The sequence below is a fragment of the Pseudomonas sp. 1176_21 genome, assembly GCF_052850635.1.
This window is the reverse complement of sequence record NZ_VXCV01000001.1, coordinates 190873-205938: the sequence shown is the minus strand read 5'-3', so window position 1 is coordinate 205938 and position 15066 is coordinate 190873. Positions and strand designations below refer to the sequence as shown.

30 protein-coding genes are annotated in these 15066 nt (G+C 59.6%); 17 read left to right on the top strand and 13 right to left on the bottom strand.

Annotated features, from left to right (window positions below):
• Positions 1-35: 35 nt before the first annotated feature.
• The 8 genes from FW760_RS01125 to FW760_RS01090 all read right to left on the bottom strand — a co-directional run bounded on the left by FW760_RS01125 (position 36) and on the right by FW760_RS01090 (position 5107).
• Positions 36-359, bottom strand: a complete 324-nt coding sequence (locus FW760_RS01125) for a phage holin, lambda family (RefSeq protein ID WP_446443506.1) — start codon at positions 357-359, stop codon at positions 36-38.
• Positions 360-456: 97 nt separating this feature from the next.
• Positions 457-681 (bottom strand): hypothetical protein, encoded by a 225-nt coding sequence (locus tag FW760_RS01120; RefSeq protein ID WP_446443505.1) that lies wholly within the window; start codon positions 679-681, stop codon positions 457-459.
• Between the two features lie 203 nt (positions 682-884).
• On the bottom strand, positions 885-1571 hold the full coding sequence (locus tag FW760_RS01115) for a hypothetical protein (protein ID WP_446443504.1): 687 nt from the start codon (positions 1569-1571) through the stop codon (positions 885-887).
• A gap of 10 nt (positions 1572-1581) precedes the next feature.
• On the bottom strand, positions 1582-1899 hold the full coding sequence (locus tag FW760_RS01110; RefSeq protein ID WP_446443503.1) for a hypothetical protein: 318 nt from the start codon (positions 1897-1899) through the stop codon (positions 1582-1584).
• Positions 1896-3188, bottom strand: a complete 1293-nt coding sequence (locus FW760_RS01105) for a tyrosine-type recombinase/integrase (protein WP_446443502.1) — start codon at positions 3186-3188, stop codon at positions 1896-1898. The genes FW760_RS01110 and FW760_RS01105 overlap by 4 nt, the downstream gene beginning before the upstream one ends.
• The gene (locus FW760_RS01100; protein ID WP_446443501.1) at positions 3185-3481 is read right to left on the bottom strand and encodes a DUF1364 domain-containing protein; all 297 of its coding nucleotides are present in this window, start codon (positions 3479-3481) and stop codon (positions 3185-3187) included. The genes FW760_RS01105 and FW760_RS01100 overlap by 4 nt, the downstream gene beginning before the upstream one ends.
• 196 nt (positions 3482-3677) lie before the next feature.
• On the bottom strand, positions 3678-4346 hold the full coding sequence (locus FW760_RS01095) for a replication protein P (protein WP_446443500.1): 669 nt from the start codon (positions 4344-4346) through the stop codon (positions 3678-3680).
• On the bottom strand, positions 4343-5107 hold the full coding sequence (locus FW760_RS01090; RefSeq protein WP_446443499.1) for a DnaT-like ssDNA-binding domain-containing protein: 765 nt from the start codon (positions 5105-5107) through the stop codon (positions 4343-4345). Before FW760_RS01090 ends, FW760_RS01095 begins: the two co-directional genes overlap by 4 nt.
• Positions 5108-5357: 250 nt before the next feature.
• Between FW760_RS01090 and FW760_RS01085 the strand changes: the two genes are divergently transcribed.
• Positions 5358-5603 (top strand): hypothetical protein, encoded by a 246-nt coding sequence (locus FW760_RS01085; protein ID WP_446443498.1) that lies wholly within the window; start codon positions 5358-5360, stop codon positions 5601-5603.
• Between the two features lie 127 nt (positions 5604-5730).
• Here the strand turns inward: FW760_RS01085 and FW760_RS01080 are convergent, their stop codons facing one another.
• Positions 5731-5916 (bottom strand): Cro/CI family transcriptional regulator, encoded by a 186-nt coding sequence (locus tag FW760_RS01080; RefSeq protein WP_446443497.1) that lies wholly within the window; start codon positions 5914-5916, stop codon positions 5731-5733.
• Between the two features lie 109 nt (positions 5917-6025).
• Between FW760_RS01080 and FW760_RS01075 the strand changes: the two genes are divergently transcribed.
• From FW760_RS01075 to FW760_RS01060, 4 genes are all read left to right on the top strand, one after another.
• Positions 6026-6682 carry a LexA family protein gene (locus tag FW760_RS01075; protein ID WP_446443496.1) on the top strand — a complete coding sequence of 219 codons (657 nt, stop codon included), beginning with the start codon at positions 6026-6028 and terminating at the stop codon, positions 6680-6682.
• A gap of 126 nt (positions 6683-6808) precedes the next feature.
• Complete coding sequence (locus FW760_RS01070; protein ID WP_446443495.1) at positions 6809-7060, top strand: DUF1654 domain-containing protein; 252 nt, start codon at positions 6809-6811, stop codon at positions 7058-7060.
• A 361-nt stretch (positions 7061-7421) separates the two neighbouring features.
• On the top strand, positions 7422-7808 hold the full coding sequence (locus FW760_RS01065; protein ID WP_446443494.1) for a response regulator transcription factor: 387 nt from the start codon (positions 7422-7424) through the stop codon (positions 7806-7808).
• Between the two features lie 162 nt (positions 7809-7970).
• Complete coding sequence (locus tag FW760_RS01060) at positions 7971-8246, top strand: hypothetical protein (protein WP_446443493.1); 276 nt, start codon at positions 7971-7973, stop codon at positions 8244-8246.
• A gap of 6 nt (positions 8247-8252) precedes the next feature.
• Here FW760_RS01060 and FW760_RS01055 read toward each other — a convergent pair whose 3' ends face one another.
• Together FW760_RS01055 and FW760_RS01050 are read right to left on the bottom strand one after the other, a co-directional pair.
• A complete protein-coding gene (locus FW760_RS01055; RefSeq protein ID WP_229589100.1) occupies positions 8253-8486 on the bottom strand; it encodes a PLD nuclease N-terminal domain-containing protein in 234 nt (77 codons plus the stop codon).
• A gap of 128 nt (positions 8487-8614) precedes the next feature.
• Positions 8615-8848 carry a hypothetical protein gene (locus FW760_RS01050; RefSeq protein WP_275731667.1) on the bottom strand — a complete coding sequence of 78 codons (234 nt, stop codon included), beginning with the start codon at positions 8846-8848 and terminating at the stop codon, positions 8615-8617.
• Between the two features lie 118 nt (positions 8849-8966).
• On the opposite strand from FW760_RS01050, the gene FW760_RS01045 reads away from it, so the two are divergent.
• A complete protein-coding gene (locus tag FW760_RS01045; RefSeq protein WP_446443492.1) occupies positions 8967-9305 on the top strand; it encodes a hypothetical protein in 339 nt (112 codons plus the stop codon).
• 63 nt (positions 9306-9368) lie between these two features.
• Here the strand turns inward: FW760_RS01045 and FW760_RS01040 are convergent, their stop codons facing one another.
• A complete protein-coding gene (locus tag FW760_RS01040; RefSeq protein ID WP_275731665.1) occupies positions 9369-9728 on the bottom strand; it encodes a hypothetical protein in 360 nt (119 codons plus the stop codon).
• 76 nt (positions 9729-9804) lie between these two features.
• Here FW760_RS01040 and FW760_RS01035 point away from each other — a divergent pair, with 76 nt between their 5' ends.
• The 4 genes from FW760_RS01035 (at position 9805) to FW760_RS01020 (ending at position 12327) form a co-directional block, all read left to right on the top strand.
• The gene (locus FW760_RS01035) at positions 9805-10566 is read left to right on the top strand and encodes a GIY-YIG nuclease family protein (RefSeq protein ID WP_275731664.1); all 762 of its coding nucleotides are present in this window, start codon (positions 9805-9807) and stop codon (positions 10564-10566) included.
• An 82-nt stretch (positions 10567-10648) separates the two neighbouring features.
• A complete protein-coding gene (locus FW760_RS01030; protein WP_275731662.1) occupies positions 10649-10999 on the top strand; it encodes a hypothetical protein in 351 nt (116 codons plus the stop codon).
• Positions 11000-11017: 18 nt separating this feature from the next.
• A complete protein-coding gene (locus FW760_RS01025) occupies positions 11018-11941 on the top strand; it encodes a DNA cytosine methyltransferase (RefSeq protein WP_275731661.1) in 924 nt (307 codons plus the stop codon).
• Between the two features lie 92 nt (positions 11942-12033).
• On the top strand, positions 12034-12327 hold the full coding sequence (locus FW760_RS01020) for a hypothetical protein (RefSeq protein ID WP_275731659.1): 294 nt from the start codon (positions 12034-12036) through the stop codon (positions 12325-12327).
• Between the two features lie 3 nt (positions 12328-12330).
• Here FW760_RS01020 and FW760_RS01015 read toward each other — a convergent pair whose 3' ends face one another.
• Positions 12331-12627: a hypothetical protein gene (locus FW760_RS01015; RefSeq protein ID WP_116054764.1), complete on the bottom strand. Its 297-nt coding sequence runs from the start codon at positions 12625-12627 to the stop codon at positions 12331-12333.
• 183 nt (positions 12628-12810) lie between these two features.
• Between FW760_RS01015 and FW760_RS01010 the strand changes: the two genes are divergently transcribed.
• The 7 genes from FW760_RS01010 to FW760_RS00980 are packed head-to-tail and all read left to right on the top strand — an operon-like array spanning position 12811 to position 15035.
• A complete protein-coding gene (locus FW760_RS01010) occupies positions 12811-13137 on the top strand; it encodes a hypothetical protein (RefSeq protein ID WP_446443491.1) in 327 nt (108 codons plus the stop codon).
• Complete coding sequence (locus tag FW760_RS01005) at positions 13134-13427, top strand: hypothetical protein (RefSeq protein ID WP_275731657.1); 294 nt, start codon at positions 13134-13136, stop codon at positions 13425-13427. The genes FW760_RS01010 and FW760_RS01005 overlap by 4 nt, the downstream gene beginning before the upstream one ends.
• Positions 13424-13690, top strand: coding sequence for a hypothetical protein (locus FW760_RS01000; protein WP_275731655.1), 267 nt, complete (start codon positions 13424-13426; stop codon positions 13688-13690). The genes FW760_RS01005 and FW760_RS01000 overlap by 4 nt, the downstream gene beginning before the upstream one ends.
• Positions 13687-14043, top strand: a complete 357-nt coding sequence (locus tag FW760_RS00995; protein ID WP_446443490.1) for a hypothetical protein — start codon at positions 13687-13689, stop codon at positions 14041-14043. Before FW760_RS01000 ends, FW760_RS00995 begins: the two co-directional genes overlap by 4 nt.
• On the top strand, positions 14040-14426 hold the full coding sequence (locus FW760_RS00990) for a phage protein NinX family protein (RefSeq protein ID WP_275731652.1): 387 nt from the start codon (positions 14040-14042) through the stop codon (positions 14424-14426). Before FW760_RS00995 ends, FW760_RS00990 begins: the two co-directional genes overlap by 4 nt.
• Positions 14423-14758 (top strand): hypothetical protein, encoded by a 336-nt coding sequence (locus FW760_RS00985; protein ID WP_027609605.1) that lies wholly within the window; start codon positions 14423-14425, stop codon positions 14756-14758. Before FW760_RS00990 ends, FW760_RS00985 begins: the two co-directional genes overlap by 4 nt.
• A gap of 43 nt (positions 14759-14801) precedes the next feature.
• Positions 14802-15035: a hypothetical protein gene (locus FW760_RS00980; RefSeq protein ID WP_116054775.1), complete on the top strand. Its 234-nt coding sequence runs from the start codon at positions 14802-14804 to the stop codon at positions 15033-15035.
• Positions 15036-15066: the final 31 nt, after the last annotated feature.

The window sequence follows — 15066 nt, the reverse complement described above, 5'->3', positions numbered from 1 at the left end:
CACGGCAAGGTCGCTTTGCCTTAGGCGGCATAGCATCAGCCCTCAACCTTGCGAGTCATGAATCGGTCGGAGTAGTCGCGTAACTTCTCCACACCGATGAAGCCAACCATGCAGCCGGCGAAGACAGAGAGATTGGGTGGTAGCGCGAAGTACTCCAGCACTGGTAGCAGGCTGATAGCGATCAGACCACAGATGGTGCCTTCAAGTACGATCTTGCGGCCACGTCCACCACCATAGATTACGCGACTCATGGCCACGGCAGCGGCTATGCCGCCCGTGTACAGCTGCGGCTGATGTGCAATCAGCCAAGTAAGCAATGCGGCCCAAAGGCCAGGGTCCTTCTCGGGCATGTTCGGCATCTCGATTCCTCCCATCTCGGGAGCGCAAATGAAAAGCCCCAGCATTTGCTGGGGCGTAGAAACAACAAAGCCCCGCGTTGCAGGGCTTTGGATGAGGTCAAGCCTCGTATGGGGTGGGGATCGTACCGTTTGCCATCATGCCGCACCAGATGGAGATGATTGGTGTAGCGAAGTATGTGTAGCTTTGCATCAGGAGATTTTTGATCATCAGGTTATCCTCAGTTGTGTGTTGCGTGATTGCGATAAGTTGTTCTGGGTTTGTGGAAATTGCAGTCATCAAGACCGCAAGTAAGAACAGTACCGCCAACTGGGAGGCCTTCATGGCCGGATTCGAACCGTTTGATCCCCGGAAACTGGGTGACAGGTAGTAACGCCTGCTTATGGTCACATGGTACCAATGTTCAGATCGCATCTAAACAAACAAGGCCGACTTTATAGCCGGCCTTTACGGTCACTCATCAACATGCGCAGGAATGACAGGATGGGGTTAATTTCGCTCACTCGCTCACTGATGTCAACAGACAGTTAAGCAGCCTCTTGCATCAGCAGCCCTTCAGCCTGAAGGATCGCCCGAACTTCGGTCAGTGCGTCGCTGACCATGCCGTCGAGTTTCTCGTTGATATCGGCCCTCCATCGGCGACGTGTCGACTCTGGGGCGGCATCCAGATCCCAGGTGTTCATGTCGTAGAAGCTGTCGACCAGAACTATCACCTCCTCCTGCTGCCCCTCGATACGACGCTTCTCTGCCTGGCCTGCCGCCACCGCAGCATTGACCAGCGAATCACGCCGCCACGCAGGCGCATCCAGCGGCACCTCGACCGATACCGAACGCGGCGCTTTCCGGCGGGCGCCCTTCAACTTAGGGATCGCCCAGGCCGTCACTGCCTTGAAGATGAACAGCTGCGGCGCAGGGCTGGCAATGCGCGGGCGAACGGCCGTGATTGCCTGCAGCTTCTTCACTTTGTTGGTGCTGTACTTCGCCACCAAGGCATCCCAATGCCAGTCCTTCAGAAGGTGATGAAGACGTGCAGCAATCCAGTAGTCCACTTGTGTCCGGTCAAGTCCGTGCGCCTGACCTCCCAGCGAAGCCAGGCACCCGCCCTCCTCTTCAGCTGCCCTGTACAGCTTCTGCCACGCCTGCCCCTTTGCTGAGCCCTTCTCACCAGCCGCCAATGCCGCGACTACCGCCCCCGATACGCTGCTATAGATCATGCCCTTCCCCTCAATCGCCCGTGTAGTTTGTGCCGCCGGCGCCCAGCCGGTTGCCATCCTGATACAGAGCCTCCGGCCCAGTGGCCCGAGGCTTCTTCAACTGTTCGATCTGCCGTGTCGCTGCCTGCAGCCTCATGCCGAGCTGGGTCACCAGCTCATCCAGGGCTAGGGCCTCTCCAGTTGCTGCCGCTACCCAGCCCGAGGCGTTGCAGCGGTCGCATGGCAGATCGTGAAACACGCCCTTGATGACCGCTTTGCCGCGGCATTCCGAGCACTGAGCCAGGTCGATTGCCGGCTTCGTGAAGGCCGGTCCGTGGCTCTTTTTCATGCTTTCGAATCCTCGCTTATGGTGGATACCGGAAGTCCGTCGAAACCCGCACGTTCTGCGGCCCGCGAGAGAATCCATGAATCCATCGATCTATCACCGGTCAAGCCGTGAACCGACTCGAAACCCTTCTGATCAAGGTGTGCGTGCCACCTCTCCAGCGCCTCGCGCTTGCGGGCCATGACGTCGGACTGGATGTACACCTTCACGTTGTGGCCCATGGCATGGTTGATCAGCAGCTCACCCACCAGGTGGTCGACACCCAGGTCAGCCCAGCCGGTACGGGCCAGCTTGCGCAGATCGTGGCTGGTCCACTCACCCTGCCCCATGACGGTGAACACGGCCGATGCCTTGGCCTCGCTCATCGGCTTGCCCTGGCGCCCCGGAAACACGAACTCGCCGTCATAGCCCCCGTTGCGCTGGATCTCGCGGTAGGCCATCAGCAGGAAGCGCACCTGGTCGGTCAGTGGCAGGCGGTGCTGCACGCTAGTTTTGGTGTGCTCAGCCGGAATGAACCACTCCCGCTCCGCCAGGCTGATGTGGCTCCATCGAGCCAGGCGGGTTTCGCCCAGTCGGGTGCCGTGACACAGCATCATCAGGGCCAGCACCCCATGCTGCGGGCGGTTCGCCAGGGTGCTCTTCATGCGAGCCATCAGGTCTTCGAGGTGCACGCCACGCAGCCGTGATGGCTTGACCGTGACCTTGGCTTTGGAGAAGTCACCAAAGCGAATGCCGGCCATCGGGTTCGAGCTGATAAGCCCGAGCTTGAAGGCCTGGCGGAATGACAGGGCCAGCAGCTGAAACACCAGTCGCACGTAGTCGATAGACAGCGTCTCTTGCAGCGGCCACATCAGCTCGCGGTCGAGCAGCGCCTTGTCGATCTGGGCCAGCGGGATCTCGCCGAGCCGTGGCACCAGGTGCTGCTTGATCGCTGACGCCGCCGTGCCCTTGCGCTTGGCCGACAGGTTGCGGTCGCGGGACATGCGCTCAGCGAACCAGGCCAGCAGCTCGCCGGTCAGTAGCCAGCTCGACAGGCTGGAGCCCTCTCCAGCCTCCAAGCGCAAGCGGATATCCGGCAAGGCTGCTGCAACCTTGGCTGCGCCCAGCTCTGGGTATGAGCCGATCAGGTTCCACTTACCCTTGTGGATCAGATACCAGGACCCCCGCTCGCGCGAACGGTGAAACCGGAAGTACAGGCCGTGGTTGCCCAGGGCCCGCAGGTCACGCACTTGGCCGGCGGCCTGCCGGCGGATCTCTGCATCGCTGATCTTTACGGCGGCAGTATTGGTCATGCGATGAGAGCTCCTTCATTGAGCAGTGCGGCCTGAGTGCGCATCACGCCCTCGGCGTGGTACTGGCGAGCAAGTTCGCGACCTACTGCACGGCTGCGGCCATCGCAGGCGTCATGGCAGGCACTGCAGCACCAAGCGCCTTGCATGTCGTGCGGCTTCTTGCCGACACCGCAGGTTCCGGCCAGTCGGTAATGGGCGAGAACGGTGGTTTCTGGATTGCCGTTGCAGATACCCGGGATGCGCACCTGGCACTCCCGTCCGCGGGCGGCTTTGGTCAATTTGGATTGCCTCATGGGCGTTCGTCCCCGTGCAGGTCGATTACAGTGAAAGTGCTGGGCCACATACGCAGGCCGTGCAGCCTCGCCGACTGCTCGTCGCGATACAGGCCCACAGGTGGGTGTGGCTCAGTGGTGAGGTCGAGCAGATGCCCGCAGGCATAGAGCGCCCAGCGGTACTCTGCGAGGTCGGGCGCAGCCAGCATTGGGTTCGTCATGGCCGGGCGCCCCGAGCGGAACGCAGCGCGTCAAGCGCGGCACGGCCAACATCCAGCGAGCGCGGGGCGGCCGGTGCAGCGAGCTCGGCAACCGGTACCGGGCCAAGGCTCTCGCCTTGCCAGATCTTCCGGCACTGCACCAGATAGTGCTTCTCGAAGCAGGCCAGCCCGAGCTCACGCGACATCAGTGGCAGGCTGTGGAAGCCAGTGGCAGCAGTCGCGTGGTATACGGCTGGGTGCATCCACTTCGCTGATGCGCGCATTGCCGGGTGGCAGTTGCGCAGGCCCTGGGCATAGGCCTTCTCGACGCTGGGCAAGCCAAGGCCTTCGGGAGCGAAACACCAGCTCACAAACACTCCGGGCGCCGGGATGAATGCCGACTTGCTGGCACTCAGCACGCGCATGCCGTGATCGATCTGCTCCAGACGGGTGATGCCCGAGCGCATAAACTCGCCGAGCCATTCCAGCTTGGCCGCGTCCATCACCGCAGGAGTTGGCCAGGATTGGCGCCAGGCACCGCAGGCACCACGCAGCCGAAGAAACAGGTCTTCAATCACTTGGCGGGTTGCCGGATCGATCGGCATCGCTCCCGGCTCTACCGGAGGCTGATAGGTCGGATCGGTTCGGCGGTTGGCCAACAGCTGACGGACGTTGGTGGCAGTCATACTCGAACCCCCTTCTTGGCCCAGTCGACACCGGCCTCTTCCTGCTCCGCTGCGCCTTTGGCTTTTTCGGTCTTGGCCCACTTGGCGAGTCGGAAGCACCAGCCGCCGTTGCTGTCGAACACCTGCGACTTGGCGACGTAGTAACCCAAGAAGCTCTGCAGCGTTTCGTCGGTCAGCGCCTCCAAGTTCAGGCCGGCCAATTTCAGCTGGGTGGTAACCAGGTCTGCCGGTGGATTCCACTCGGCGAACATGGCGAAGCGCTGGCGGTCTTCCTGCGGCTCAATGGCCTTGCGATCCTGCTGCTCGATCACCTCGGCCAAATCGCGCGGCTGCTGCTGATTGGTATCTTGATTACTGGTATCTTGATTTGTCGGAGATTTTTCCGAGGTTGATCGGATTTTTTTCCGACCATTAAAGGTCCGAGAGGTCGGATATTTTTCCGACCCATCGAGCTTGCGATTCCACGCTTTACCCTTCTCTGTCAGTCGCACCAACGTGATGCTGGAAGTACTGGACAGCTCGATCAGGCCCGCTGCATTGAGGGCCCTGAGAAGGCGGTATGCGGTATCAGGTTTATCGGTCAGCAGGGGCAGCTCTTCGACGATCTTGGCCTTGCTCAGGGCAAAGTAAATCCCGCTATCCGTCTTGACTGGCTTGGCCCAGCTTGGGCACTCGTAAACGAACGCAAACAGCAGTGCTTGCTGGGCATTCAAGCCCCACTCCACGGCAAGCGACTGATTGATGTGAATGGTAAACTGCATGGCTATACCGCTGCCCGGGCTTGATGGCCTGCACACTGACGTGACAAATTCACGTAGAAACCGAAAACTGACGCGATAGGGCTGGTATTGCTTGCATCGATTGCTATGTGCATAATCGACCCCGTTGTGATGTAGAGAAGACCGCCCTGCCAGGCGGTTTTTTTATGCCTGCGATTCAGGCGTTACTGGTGTCCGATGCATCCGTGATAGCTTTTTGCTTCCACACAACAAGCGTCCAAGGAGACCGGACATGTCAGAAGAACTATCGGTGAATCCAATTGCTGGCTGGGAAGTCAAAACCGTTGAGGCAATGCAGGCCATGCTGGTGAAATTCAGCTACGTCTCGACGCCGTTTCAACGGCCGGAAGAAGCGCAGAAAACTCCCCTACTGGCGATAAGTGTTCAGCAGGCGAAAGAGCTGATTGCGGTATTGCAAAAAGGCGTCGATCAGGTGGAAAGCTCTGGGATATCGTCGCCCCCAGGTCCGAAGCACTGACCGAAAACGGAGCGAGCACCCCGCTCGCTTCTTTCTTGCCCTGATCAGCCCTCATATACAGCTCCCTACTGGTTAAATTTACAGGTGTGTTGGTCATCTACTGGCGCAATGCCAGGAGACGGATAATTTACTCATCGACCCCGGGGGCCTTCCGGTCGGCGCGAAATTGCCCCTGTGAAAGAACCTGGATTTGGTACTGCCTCGACTCGGGGACGGTGTCGCCCCACATGGTCACGGCGCTGGGCTGAATACCCAGAGCCTCGGCGAGCTTTTTCTTGCTCCCGAAAAACTTTGCTACGTCACGCGTATTCATTGCGCATCCTCATTCGTGCGTGAGGCAATTTCAGCATGCTTAAGTTTCTGCGTCAACGAGCCCGAAAGACATCTGCATGCTTAAATTCAGTTAACTTAATATCGGTGCTATGGAAAGACATGAGCGGATAGCCCGGGCCATTGCGGTCAGCGGCAAGAAAAAAGGCGAAATCGCAACCGAATGCGGTGTTGCGAATTCAGCAGTGACTCAATGGATCTCAGGCGAAAGCAAAAGCCTGAGGCCAGAAAACCTGTACGCCCTGGCGAAAGCCACCGGCTTCCGGGCTGAATGGCTCGCCATTGGCGAAGGCCCTGAAACTGATGGCGCAGCACAGAGCAATGTCGCACCCGCTATTCAGCCCAGCATGTCGTATCGCTACCCAGTTATCAGTTGGGTGGCGGCTGGGGCGTGGGCCGAGGCCGTCGAGCCCTTCCCGCCTGGGTTCTCTGATCGCTATGAGATATCCGACTACAACTCGAAGGGCGTGGCGTTTTGGCTTGAGGTGCGCGGCGACTCGATGACCTCGCCAACCGGAACCAGCATCCCGGAAGGAATGATGATCCTTGTTGATACCGAGGCCGAGGTGACATCAGGCAAGCTTGTGATCGCAAAGCTCGCAAACAGTGGCGAGGCTACCTTCAAGAAGCTTGTCGAAGATGGTGGAAGACGCTACCTCAAGCCACTCAACCCGGAGTACAAGATGGTCGAGTGCGGAGAAGACTGCCGGATTATCGGGGTAGCCGTTCGCGTAATGGGCAAGCTTTAAACGCCCCGATCACCCAAGAGCCCGGCCCTGTGCCGGGCTTTTTCGTTTCACCTGGTCCGGTCAATCTTGCCAAAGGGGAACACCTCAAATACTGTATATTTATACAGCCAGCAAGGAGGTACCCACGTGGACCAAGGCATTCCAGATACACCAGTTTCCCCCTCTTCCTACGAGCTACTTGGCCGCCGCGTTCGGCGACTGGTTGTCTCCCCACACGTGCAAAAGCTTCAGGCCGTAACGGTGACACCTGCGCCCGGGGAACTGGCTGACGACTGGGAGCGGCTTCTGGATGAGCTGGGCAACACCGATGGCATACGCATCGACCGCCTTGAGAGCGGCGCCTATCGCATCGGATGGCGCGATTACATCGACTGCTGACTGAAGCCCGCCGTTGTGCGGGCTTTTTCATACCTACGGAATTCAGCAATCTGAAATTATTTATTCAGCATGCTTGACCCTGCAATTTCAGTTTGCTTAAATTCTCTTCAAGCAATGCCGGATCACCACCGGCCAGCAACGAAGGCAGCGATGGACAGGCCTCAACAGTCCAGAGGGTTGGCAACTGACCCAGGCGTGCAGCGTAAAGCGCCAAGAACAGTTATCCGGCGGACCAGGGTCGCGGTCGGATGAACAACCAACGATGTGCACCCGGTCTGTCGCCAGTAGCGAGACCGGGATGATTTCACCGACTGGCCTTGGCGTCAGGGCCAGACGGGAAATCAACCCGCCGAGGTAACTCATGGAATCGACAATCGTTAGCGGCCAGTGGAAAGGTCACCTCGGGCGCGGCCTGGCCCCGCGCGAGCTTCAGTGCCTGCTCGCTGTCGCCCAGGGCATGACCGCCAAAGAGATCGCCCGCCTGATGCAGATCACCCCGGGCACCGTAGCAAACCGAATCGAAAACGCGATGTACAAGCTTGGCGTACACCGCCGCGCCGCCTTGGTGGCCGAGGCGATGAAGCGCCAGATCATCAGCCCGATGTGCTTTGTGCTGGCCGGCCTGATCGCCATGCACTCGATGGTCGCTGACGGTGACCCAGTGCGCCGCGACCGCCGGGCGCCGGAACGGCGTATTGCCCAGGTTCGAGTGCTGCGCAAGGCCGAGGCCTACGAACTGCACTCATAGGTAGCCACTGCCTTCCCAGTGGTACGCAACGGAGGATGCCGCCATGTAACCGCCAGCCCTTGCCGGACCGCCACATGCGGCCTCGGTAGCTCACGTGAGGTGGTACTTACTGAGCCAGCCCGGTACGCCGGGCTTTTTCTTGCCCGTCCCTTGGAGATCCCCATGCACCCATCCATGCAGCAGCGCGTCGACGGCCTGGCCGCGATTCGTGCACGAACAACCCTGCCGCCGGCAAACCTGCACGTCATCCTCGGCCTGACCGCGCCGGCCCAGTCGGTGCGCTACCAGGTCGTCGCCAAGGGCAAGGCCTACCACATCATTGAGCGCGCCACGGGCAAGACCCGGGTGTTCTGCTTCAACTACAAGGTCGCGGTCAACACCGCCCAGGCGCTGGAAGCTGCCGCCGACCGTAAGTTGGTGGGCAGGCCGGCAACGTGACTACTGTCACCCTTTGCTGTGCTCTGGCGAAGTTGGTCCGGTCCCTGGCTTGATTCCCCGTGGCCCAAACAGCGCCCAGATGATCAATCCCACAACCGGGAAGATCACGATGCCGAGAAACCACATGACCTTAACGCCATCAGTTTTGTCACTGCGAAACACACTGACGATGGCCCATAGGTCGACAAGGATGACGATCACCGCAACGGCGATCCAGAAATAGATAGCGAGGTTGGACATGACTGCTGCTCCCTGTGGGTTGATACAGGGTTAGGCGAGCGGGTCAGCAGGTGGGTTCAATATTTCGATGGGCTGGACTGAAGAGGACCTCGACGCCACCTAGCTCCCCAAGCGGCGCCGCATAGTTTTCAGCCCTGTTGAATGGCTGCATCAATACTGCGTTTCGAAGCAGCTTTCGCCCTTTCAATTTCGTCGATAACACTCTGAACGTGCGCTTCAGGAATATTGGCGAACTCAACACCGCCAATAATGCCGCCAATGGCGCGATTGCACAGAAAATCAATGTTACAGCCAAGTAATTCTGATGATGCGATCACTGCTATAAGCGCCTGTTCGAGCTGCAGCTCGCGATCAGTTGGCATGCTCCTGAGTCTCCGAAAAGTTGATGGAACTCTAAATTTAGTCTGCTTCAAATTAGGTTTCAACTTGCACAAATGTCTCATGCGCTAACTACATGAGACCCAGCAGAAGGAATTGAAGATGGCCGAGAAGAAGACGGGGGCAGCGAAGCACTCGGCGGATTACCGCGACAGGAAGAAGGCGGAGGCCGAGCGCCTGGGCATCGAGACGCTGCCTGTAGAGACGGCGGCCGGGACGCGCGCGGAGCTGACCAAGGCGATGAAGGTTCACGGCTACACCCAGCTGCAGGAGCTGCTGCAGGACATGCACTGGGCGTTCATTGCTGTTGACCATCGAGAGCAAGCGCGCCGCCTGAAAAAGCCTGACGCGCCAGCTTTTAAGATATCGCCAAAACTAGCGCGAAGGTTTGAAGCGGCCAGTAGGGCCGAGCTGAAGCATGACCCTGGCGAGAGCCGGTAGGCCGCAAGAGCATGCTGATGATTCAGCAGGACCCGGGTGATGAGGTATTTGCACCAAATACCATTACCAGTCGCGCTTAGACCCTTCAGCAAGAGCTAAATCATCCGCTGCATCGTTGATAGCTTTTCTCCCAAGGTCTCCAGACTCACCATCTAGGCGATAGATGGTCAAAAAAGCCCCTACACGAGTGCAGATCCAGCTGCTGCCAAATGCATCCTCCTCGCCCACTTCAGAGTTGAGGTGTTCACAGTAGTAGGCAAGCTGGCCGTCGTGCATTGCCAGCGGATAATTTGGCTGGACGCTAGTGATGAAGCCCTCATCCTCCAATTGCTGAAGATTAATAGCCACTGTTGCTGCTTGAACTACTACGCATCCGTTGAGAACAAAATCCGCCACGATAATTTCCTTTGGCAACAAAGGCATACGAATACATCATCCCAAACCAAATTGCCACCATGCCGCCACCAGCACGGAGGGCGGCGCATGCATGGAGAAAGCCATGGCCAAGTTCTACTTCCAGATCAAGGGCCGACGCCCGGCCAAAAACGCATACGGCGAGGATGAATGGGCCTGGCCGCCAGTGTTCAGCGGCATGGTTGAGGGGCCCGACCGCAAGGCAGCGAAAGTCGTGGTCGAGGAGCAATACGAGCGCCAGTTTCCGTCGCGCGTGCTTCGCAAGGACATGGAAGCGCACGAGTATCTACTGCACATCCAGCCGATCGACGAGGACGACACCTACCTGCTGGGTCGCTTCGAAAACAGGCCATGCAAGGAGTGCGGCACGGTCTTCAAGTTGATCGACAAATACAACGACCCGCACACTGAAACCAAAAGCCACGACTACTGCACCGAGAAGTGCCAGGCGGCGGCCAGGTTTCGCGACCTTTCGGAATTCAAACTGGCAAGCGAGGGTCGTTCGCCTCCGGTGATCTACCAGGTGCGCCAGAAGTCTAGCGGCCGCGTCTACGTCGGCCAGACCACGCAACCATTCACGCTGCGGTGGTGGCAACACCTGAGCAACCCAACCAGCTGCAAATTCCACGCGGCCCTGGGCGGCTCCGATATCACCGACTGGGAGTTTTCCGTGCTCGAGGTGATCGCCTACCCGGCAGATTGCACCAATCGAGCGGCCTACATCACCCAGCGGGAAAGTCACTGGATCGAAAACCTGGCGGCGGTTGAGACAGGGTTCAACACCGTTCGCCCTGCCGGTGCCGTCGATCAGGCCCAGGTGCCGCTACCTCTGGTCGAGCTGGTCTGACCCTTCCGCGCTGCCCGCCAGCGCCTTCCCCTATTCAACGATAACGCCTCCCCGGCGAGGGCGGCGCATGCCTGGAGGCACCATGAAGATTCAGATCAGGACGCTCTACAAGTGCGGCTCCTGTGGCGACATCCACGACGATGAAGATGGAGCCCGGGAGTGCTGTCAGCCAGAAGTGGAAGAGATGTTCGAATGCCCAGCATGCAAAACCATCCACGACGGCGAGGACGAAGCTCGCTTGTGCTGCGACATCGACTCGATCACGTGCCCTTCCTGCTACCGGGGCCACTCATCCATCACGCTGTCGTTCCAGGCCATCAAGATCGCCGGCCACTGCACCACCTGCAACCCCATGTTCACCATCGACCAGCAGCAGGCAATTCAGGACCTGCACTACCACGAGACCGGGCGCCGCGAGCACCTGTTCGACTGATCCTCCAGCGAGACCACCATGACCACAGCAATCGACCTGTTCGCCGGCCTCGGCGGATGGAGCACCGGCGCGCGCGCCGCAGGCGTCCAGGTTCTCTGGGCGGCAAACCACTGGCCGGTGGCCGTTGAATGGCACAGCGCCAACCACCCCGATACGCAGCACGTCTGCCAGGACCTGCACCAGGCCCGCTGGGAGCATGTACCGGCGCACGACATCCTGCTGGCCTCGCCCTGCTGCCAGGGTCACGCCAAGGCCCGTGGCAAGAAGTCGGGCAACCCTGAGCACGACGCATCACGCTCGACAGCCTGGGCGCCGGTATCGGCTCTGGAATTCCACCGGCCGCAAGCGGCAGTGATCGAGAACGTGCCGGAGTTCACCGACTGGGTGCTCTACCCGGCCTGGTTGCAGGCTGTTCAGGCGCTGGGGTATCAGGCGGCGCCTCACATCGTGGACTGCGCCGACCTGGGCGTGCCACAGCATCGGGTTCGCCTGTTCATGGTCCTGACGCGCAGCAAAGCGCCGCTGATGCTTCAGTTGCCGCAGGAGCGCCATGTACCGGCGAGCAGCTTTCTCGATTTCGACACCGGTCGTTGGTCGCAGATCGAGAAGCCAGGTCGGGCCCAGGCCACGCTTGACCGGGTGCGCAACGGACGCCAACGCTTCGGTGAGCGATTCATCATGCCTTACTACGGCAGAGGCTCCGGCACGACAGGGCGCGATATCGGTCGGCCGATCGGCACAATTACCACGGTGGATCGCTGGGCCCTGGTCGATGGCTCCCGAATGCGAATGCTCAGCGCTGACGAGGGCCTAGCAGCAATGTCATTCCCGTCTGATACCAGGCGCCCAACAAACCATCGCCTGACTATGCACATGGCAGGCAACGCGGTACCGCCGCTCGCTGGACAGCGAGTCATCGAGGCATTAAAGAAGGCTGCATGACCAAAGAGAACATTTGTACTCCATCCGACGAACCGCCATCGACGGGCGAGTTTTGCGGGAACAAAATACTGTTTATTTGAACAGTACTCTCTATGCACTTCCTTATCGTTCCAATGCGCGTGCGCGGCGTGCCGCGTAGCCAGAAGGAGATCCGCGCATTCCATCCGATCCGCGGCGACGTGCACCTGCGCCTGGATGAGTTCGCGCCGCTGGGTCGGGCTTCGAACTCGGCGTCGATCCTCAAAGTTCACCCGGGCGAGCCTGATTTGCCACCCTTGTATGAAGCAGTCATGACTGGTATGTCCACTCTGGGCGCGACGTTCACAGGAATCGAGATCATCGAAGGCGTTGCTTACGCCCAGAGTTGGTGGGTTCGCATCCCTTGAGATTTAGGCCTGCTTCGCAACTGCCCGAGCTGGTTCCTGCTCAACTGCAATGCGGCGAGCTCTACCTACGCCCCATGCCAAGGCGCGTGTCATTGATTCTTGCGGGCGTGAATCGTAAGCCTCTTCGAGAATGGCCACACCACATGCGGCATACACACCGATAAACATTTGTGTGGCGCCCGTCCTCGACAACCTCACTTGAACGTCGATGGTTGTACCGTCGTCGAGCATTTCGTCGTGAGTTCTGGTGTGCAACCGAGGATCCGCCCACGCCCAGTAACACTCCCCACGATGTCTCATTTCGGACTCCTTTTTCCGGTTATTAGCACTTGATCGTATTCAAAATGGCGAGTCTGGCCAGCCTGTTAGGAAGCTCTTTTTCGTATTTCAGACGACCGGCTAAGTAACTTCTACATAACCTGTACAAATACAAATAAACGTACAATTTCAATCATTTGCTGCGGCCTGCGGCAGGAGAGAGTCATGCCTGAAGAAATCAAACTGATCCAGCCGGCGCCGGTCGTGCGCGACGAATACGGAATGTTCCAGCACCCGGACCTACCCGACTTCGACGAGGGTGATGGCGACAAGTGCAAGGCCTGGATTGCTGAGCAGGGCCTAGAGGTCGGCAAGGTCAGCCTGGAATACGCCGACGAGGCTATAGCTAACAGGTACTTCGAAAGCCACGACCCGGACTGCAGCTACTGGGAACCCTACCGGCCCGATGGTGATGGCTGGTTCTGCCTGGCAATCCACGACACCGACGACGGTCCGGTGTGCTGGTGGGGTCGTAGAGTGGTGACGCCATGAGGCTGAAACAGCATCCGCTCGACGTGCAGAGCGTTGGCGAAGACACCTACATCGTCATGAGCAAGGGGCATCACGACCTCGAGCAATTCATGGCCGCAGCCATCAAGCGGTATCCGGGCTGGGCGCTTGGCGGCCCTGTCCACGTCTGGATCAAGACAACCCCGGGTCGCGGCACCTACGCCTGCATGTACAACATGGTGCCAGAGGGCACCCGGGGTGCCTGGCCTGCGACCTACTGCCATGAGTACGGCGAAGGCTACGAGCGCTACAGCGGCGAGGTGCAGCCATGACCCGCCTCGCCCTCTGCCTCCTGCTGCTGGCCGCCAGCGCCAGCGCGGACTCATTGCCGTATGGGGTCAGCGTCTTCCACGACGGCGAGAACGGCGCCACCTGCTGGATCTACGACGGCCCAAGCAAAGGCGGCATCAGCTGCATCCCCGACAGCCAGCTGCAGGCCGGCAACGAGCGCCAGCTCTCCCCGCACGAAACACAACCCGAACCTACACCCGCACTGGCGCCTGGGCGCTGGATTGATGAGAGGTATGAGCTGTGAAACTGACCAGCAACCAGCAGCGCGTCCTCGATGCCTTGCGCGAGGTATCCCGCGCCAACGTACTGCGGTACCGGGAGAAAACCCCGTACCTGTACGAGCAAGACTGCAAGAAGCTGGCGGCCGGCGATCAGGCATGCGCATTTGGGCTTGGCGGGCTGACCTACCAGGTCGGCGCTCGCCTCGACCTCGCAGCTGCTTCGGTGCTCAGCATTTTCAAGGCTCTTGAGCGAAAAGGTCTCGTACTGCGCGAGGCCAGCTACCCGGATCATCAGCGCCCGCGCTACTGGTGGCCCGTTGGCCTCGCTGCCGAGATGGCAGCACAGTTACTTCAAGCCGATACGGAGGCGACATGACCGACCTGATCGAAGTGAAGACGGCGGACCTGGCCGGCGAGCAGTTGGCCTGGGCGATCGCCAAGGCCGAGGGGCTGGATGTGCATGTGGCCAAGCCGCACTACGGCGCGCCGGCCAGGGTGTTCGTCCAGTACCGCGGCGAAGCAACCGAACGCTGCGAGCGGTACAACCCGCAAGAGAACTGGGTGTTTGGAGGGCCGCTGAAGACAAAGCATCAGATCGGCGATGGCCCAGTGCGGGGCGGATGGACGGCCTACCCCAGCAGGCCGAATGAGCCCACCGACTGGCTGATGGGCCCAAGCCCGCTTGTAGCGATCTGCAGAGCCGTCATAACCAAAATCACCGGCTGGACAGTCCAGGTGCCGAAGGAGCTGATGCCATGACGGAACAAAGCACCAAGGAATTCTACTCTGTCGATCAAGCCTCTCAGCATGCTGCTGAATGGTGCAAGCGCAATCCCGCATGGCGCAGGATCTGTGATATCCCTGATATCTCCGTGTTCGAAAAAACCTACGATGAGATCCCAAAGCGCGAGCGCGCCTACTGGGAAAAGAACGGCGGCGAAGAATGCTGGCGTGAATTCGGCGCCGGGGGAACCAAGGTGCCTACCGGATTCATCTCTGGAAAGGGCGAGTTCTTCGACCACGTCCTCAAAGTTCCGCTCCATCACAACATGATGATGGTGTACCGCGTGGGCAAGAGGTGGAAGCCATGATCGCCCTCTCCTACATGGCCTACCTGATCTACAGGGGGCCGCGATGAGCCGCTTTATTGCCGTTGTCCACGGCTGGCACGTCCATAGCAACGGCTTCAACGTGCACGAGCTGAACGCAACCAGTCATGAAGTTGCTGATGACGAAGCGTGCCTTCTTGCAGCGCGCCGTGACGCCGCCTTCGACCGCACAGCCTATGTGGTGGTCGAGATCGGGGACCGCGAGCGCCTACCCCGCCGCCTGACCTGGCGCGAACGCCTCACCGGCAAGATTCAGTAACCCTCCCCCTACAACTCAAGCCCGCCGATAT

Excerpts from the sequence above, each read along its gene's own strand:
- FW760_RS01065 (WP_446443494.1), top strand. The coding sequence starts at position 7,422 with ATGGAATCGACAATCGTTAGCGGCCAGTGGAAAGGTCACCTCGGGCGC.
- FW760_RS01115 (WP_446443504.1), bottom strand. The coding sequence starts at position 1,571 with ATGATCTATAGCAGCGTATCGGGGGCGGTAGTCGCGGCATTGGCGGCT.
- FW760_RS01020 (WP_275731659.1), top strand. The coding sequence starts at position 12,034 with ATGCACTTCCTTATCGTTCCAATGCGCGTGCGCGGCGTGCCGCGTAGC.
- FW760_RS01120 (WP_446443505.1), bottom strand. The coding sequence starts at position 681 with ATGAAGGCCTCCCAGTTGGCGGTACTGTTCTTACTTGCGGTCTTGATG.
- FW760_RS01100 (WP_446443501.1), bottom strand. The coding sequence starts at position 3,481 with ATGAGGCAATCCAAATTGACCAAAGCCGCCCGCGGACGGGAGTGCCAG.
- FW760_RS01075 (WP_446443496.1), top strand. The coding sequence starts at position 6,026 with ATGGAAAGACATGAGCGGATAGCCCGGGCCATTGCGGTCAGCGGCAAG.
- FW760_RS00985 (WP_027609605.1), top strand. The coding sequence starts at position 14,423 with ATGACGGAACAAAGCACCAAGGAATTCTACTCTGTCGATCAAGCCTCT.
- FW760_RS01055 (WP_229589100.1), bottom strand. The coding sequence starts at position 8,486 with ATGTCCAACCTCGCTATCTATTTCTGGATCGCCGTTGCGGTGATCGTC.
- FW760_RS01035 (WP_275731664.1), top strand. The coding sequence starts at position 9,805 with ATGGCCAAGTTCTACTTCCAGATCAAGGGCCGACGCCCGGCCAAAAAC.
- FW760_RS01015 (WP_116054764.1), bottom strand. The coding sequence starts at position 12,627 with ATGAGACATCGTGGGGAGTGTTACTGGGCGTGGGCGGATCCTCGGTTG.
- FW760_RS01025 (WP_275731661.1), top strand. The coding sequence starts at position 11,018 with ATGACCACAGCAATCGACCTGTTCGCCGGCCTCGGCGGATGGAGCACC.
- FW760_RS01050 (WP_275731667.1), bottom strand. The coding sequence starts at position 8,848 with ATGCCAACTGATCGCGAGCTGCAGCTCGAACAGGCGCTTATAGCAGTG.
- FW760_RS01085 (WP_446443498.1), top strand. The coding sequence starts at position 5,358 with ATGTCAGAAGAACTATCGGTGAATCCAATTGCTGGCTGGGAAGTCAAA.
- FW760_RS01080 (WP_446443497.1), bottom strand. The coding sequence starts at position 5,916 with ATGAATACGCGTGACGTAGCAAAGTTTTTCGGGAGCAAGAAAAAGCTC.
- FW760_RS01060 (WP_446443493.1), top strand. The coding sequence starts at position 7,971 with ATGCACCCATCCATGCAGCAGCGCGTCGACGGCCTGGCCGCGATTCGT.
- FW760_RS00980 (WP_116054775.1), top strand. The coding sequence starts at position 14,802 with ATGAGCCGCTTTATTGCCGTTGTCCACGGCTGGCACGTCCATAGCAAC.
- FW760_RS01040 (WP_275731665.1), bottom strand. The coding sequence starts at position 9,728 with ATGCCTTTGTTGCCAAAGGAAATTATCGTGGCGGATTTTGTTCTCAAC.
- FW760_RS01125 (WP_446443506.1), bottom strand. The coding sequence starts at position 359 with ATGCCGAACATGCCCGAGAAGGACCCTGGCCTTTGGGCCGCATTGCTT.
- FW760_RS01030 (WP_275731662.1), top strand. The coding sequence starts at position 10,649 with ATGAAGATTCAGATCAGGACGCTCTACAAGTGCGGCTCCTGTGGCGAC.
- FW760_RS01090 (WP_446443499.1), bottom strand. The coding sequence starts at position 5,107 with ATGCAGTTTACCATTCACATCAATCAGTCGCTTGCCGTGGAGTGGGGC.
- FW760_RS01045 (WP_446443492.1), top strand. The coding sequence starts at position 8,967 with ATGGCCGAGAAGAAGACGGGGGCAGCGAAGCACTCGGCGGATTACCGC.
- FW760_RS00990 (WP_275731652.1), top strand. The coding sequence starts at position 14,040 with ATGACCGACCTGATCGAAGTGAAGACGGCGGACCTGGCCGGCGAGCAG.
- FW760_RS01005 (WP_275731657.1), top strand. The coding sequence starts at position 13,134 with ATGAGGCTGAAACAGCATCCGCTCGACGTGCAGAGCGTTGGCGAAGAC.
- FW760_RS01110 (WP_446443503.1), bottom strand. The coding sequence starts at position 1,899 with ATGAAAAAGAGCCACGGACCGGCCTTCACGAAGCCGGCAATCGACCTG.
- FW760_RS01000 (WP_275731655.1), top strand. The coding sequence starts at position 13,424 with ATGACCCGCCTCGCCCTCTGCCTCCTGCTGCTGGCCGCCAGCGCCAGC.
- FW760_RS01010 (WP_446443491.1), top strand. The coding sequence starts at position 12,811 with ATGCCTGAAGAAATCAAACTGATCCAGCCGGCGCCGGTCGTGCGCGAC.
- FW760_RS01095 (WP_446443500.1), bottom strand. The coding sequence starts at position 4,346 with ATGACTGCCACCAACGTCCGTCAGCTGTTGGCCAACCGCCGAACCGAT.
- FW760_RS01105 (WP_446443502.1), bottom strand. The coding sequence starts at position 3,188 with ATGACCAATACTGCCGCCGTAAAGATCAGCGATGCAGAGATCCGCCGG.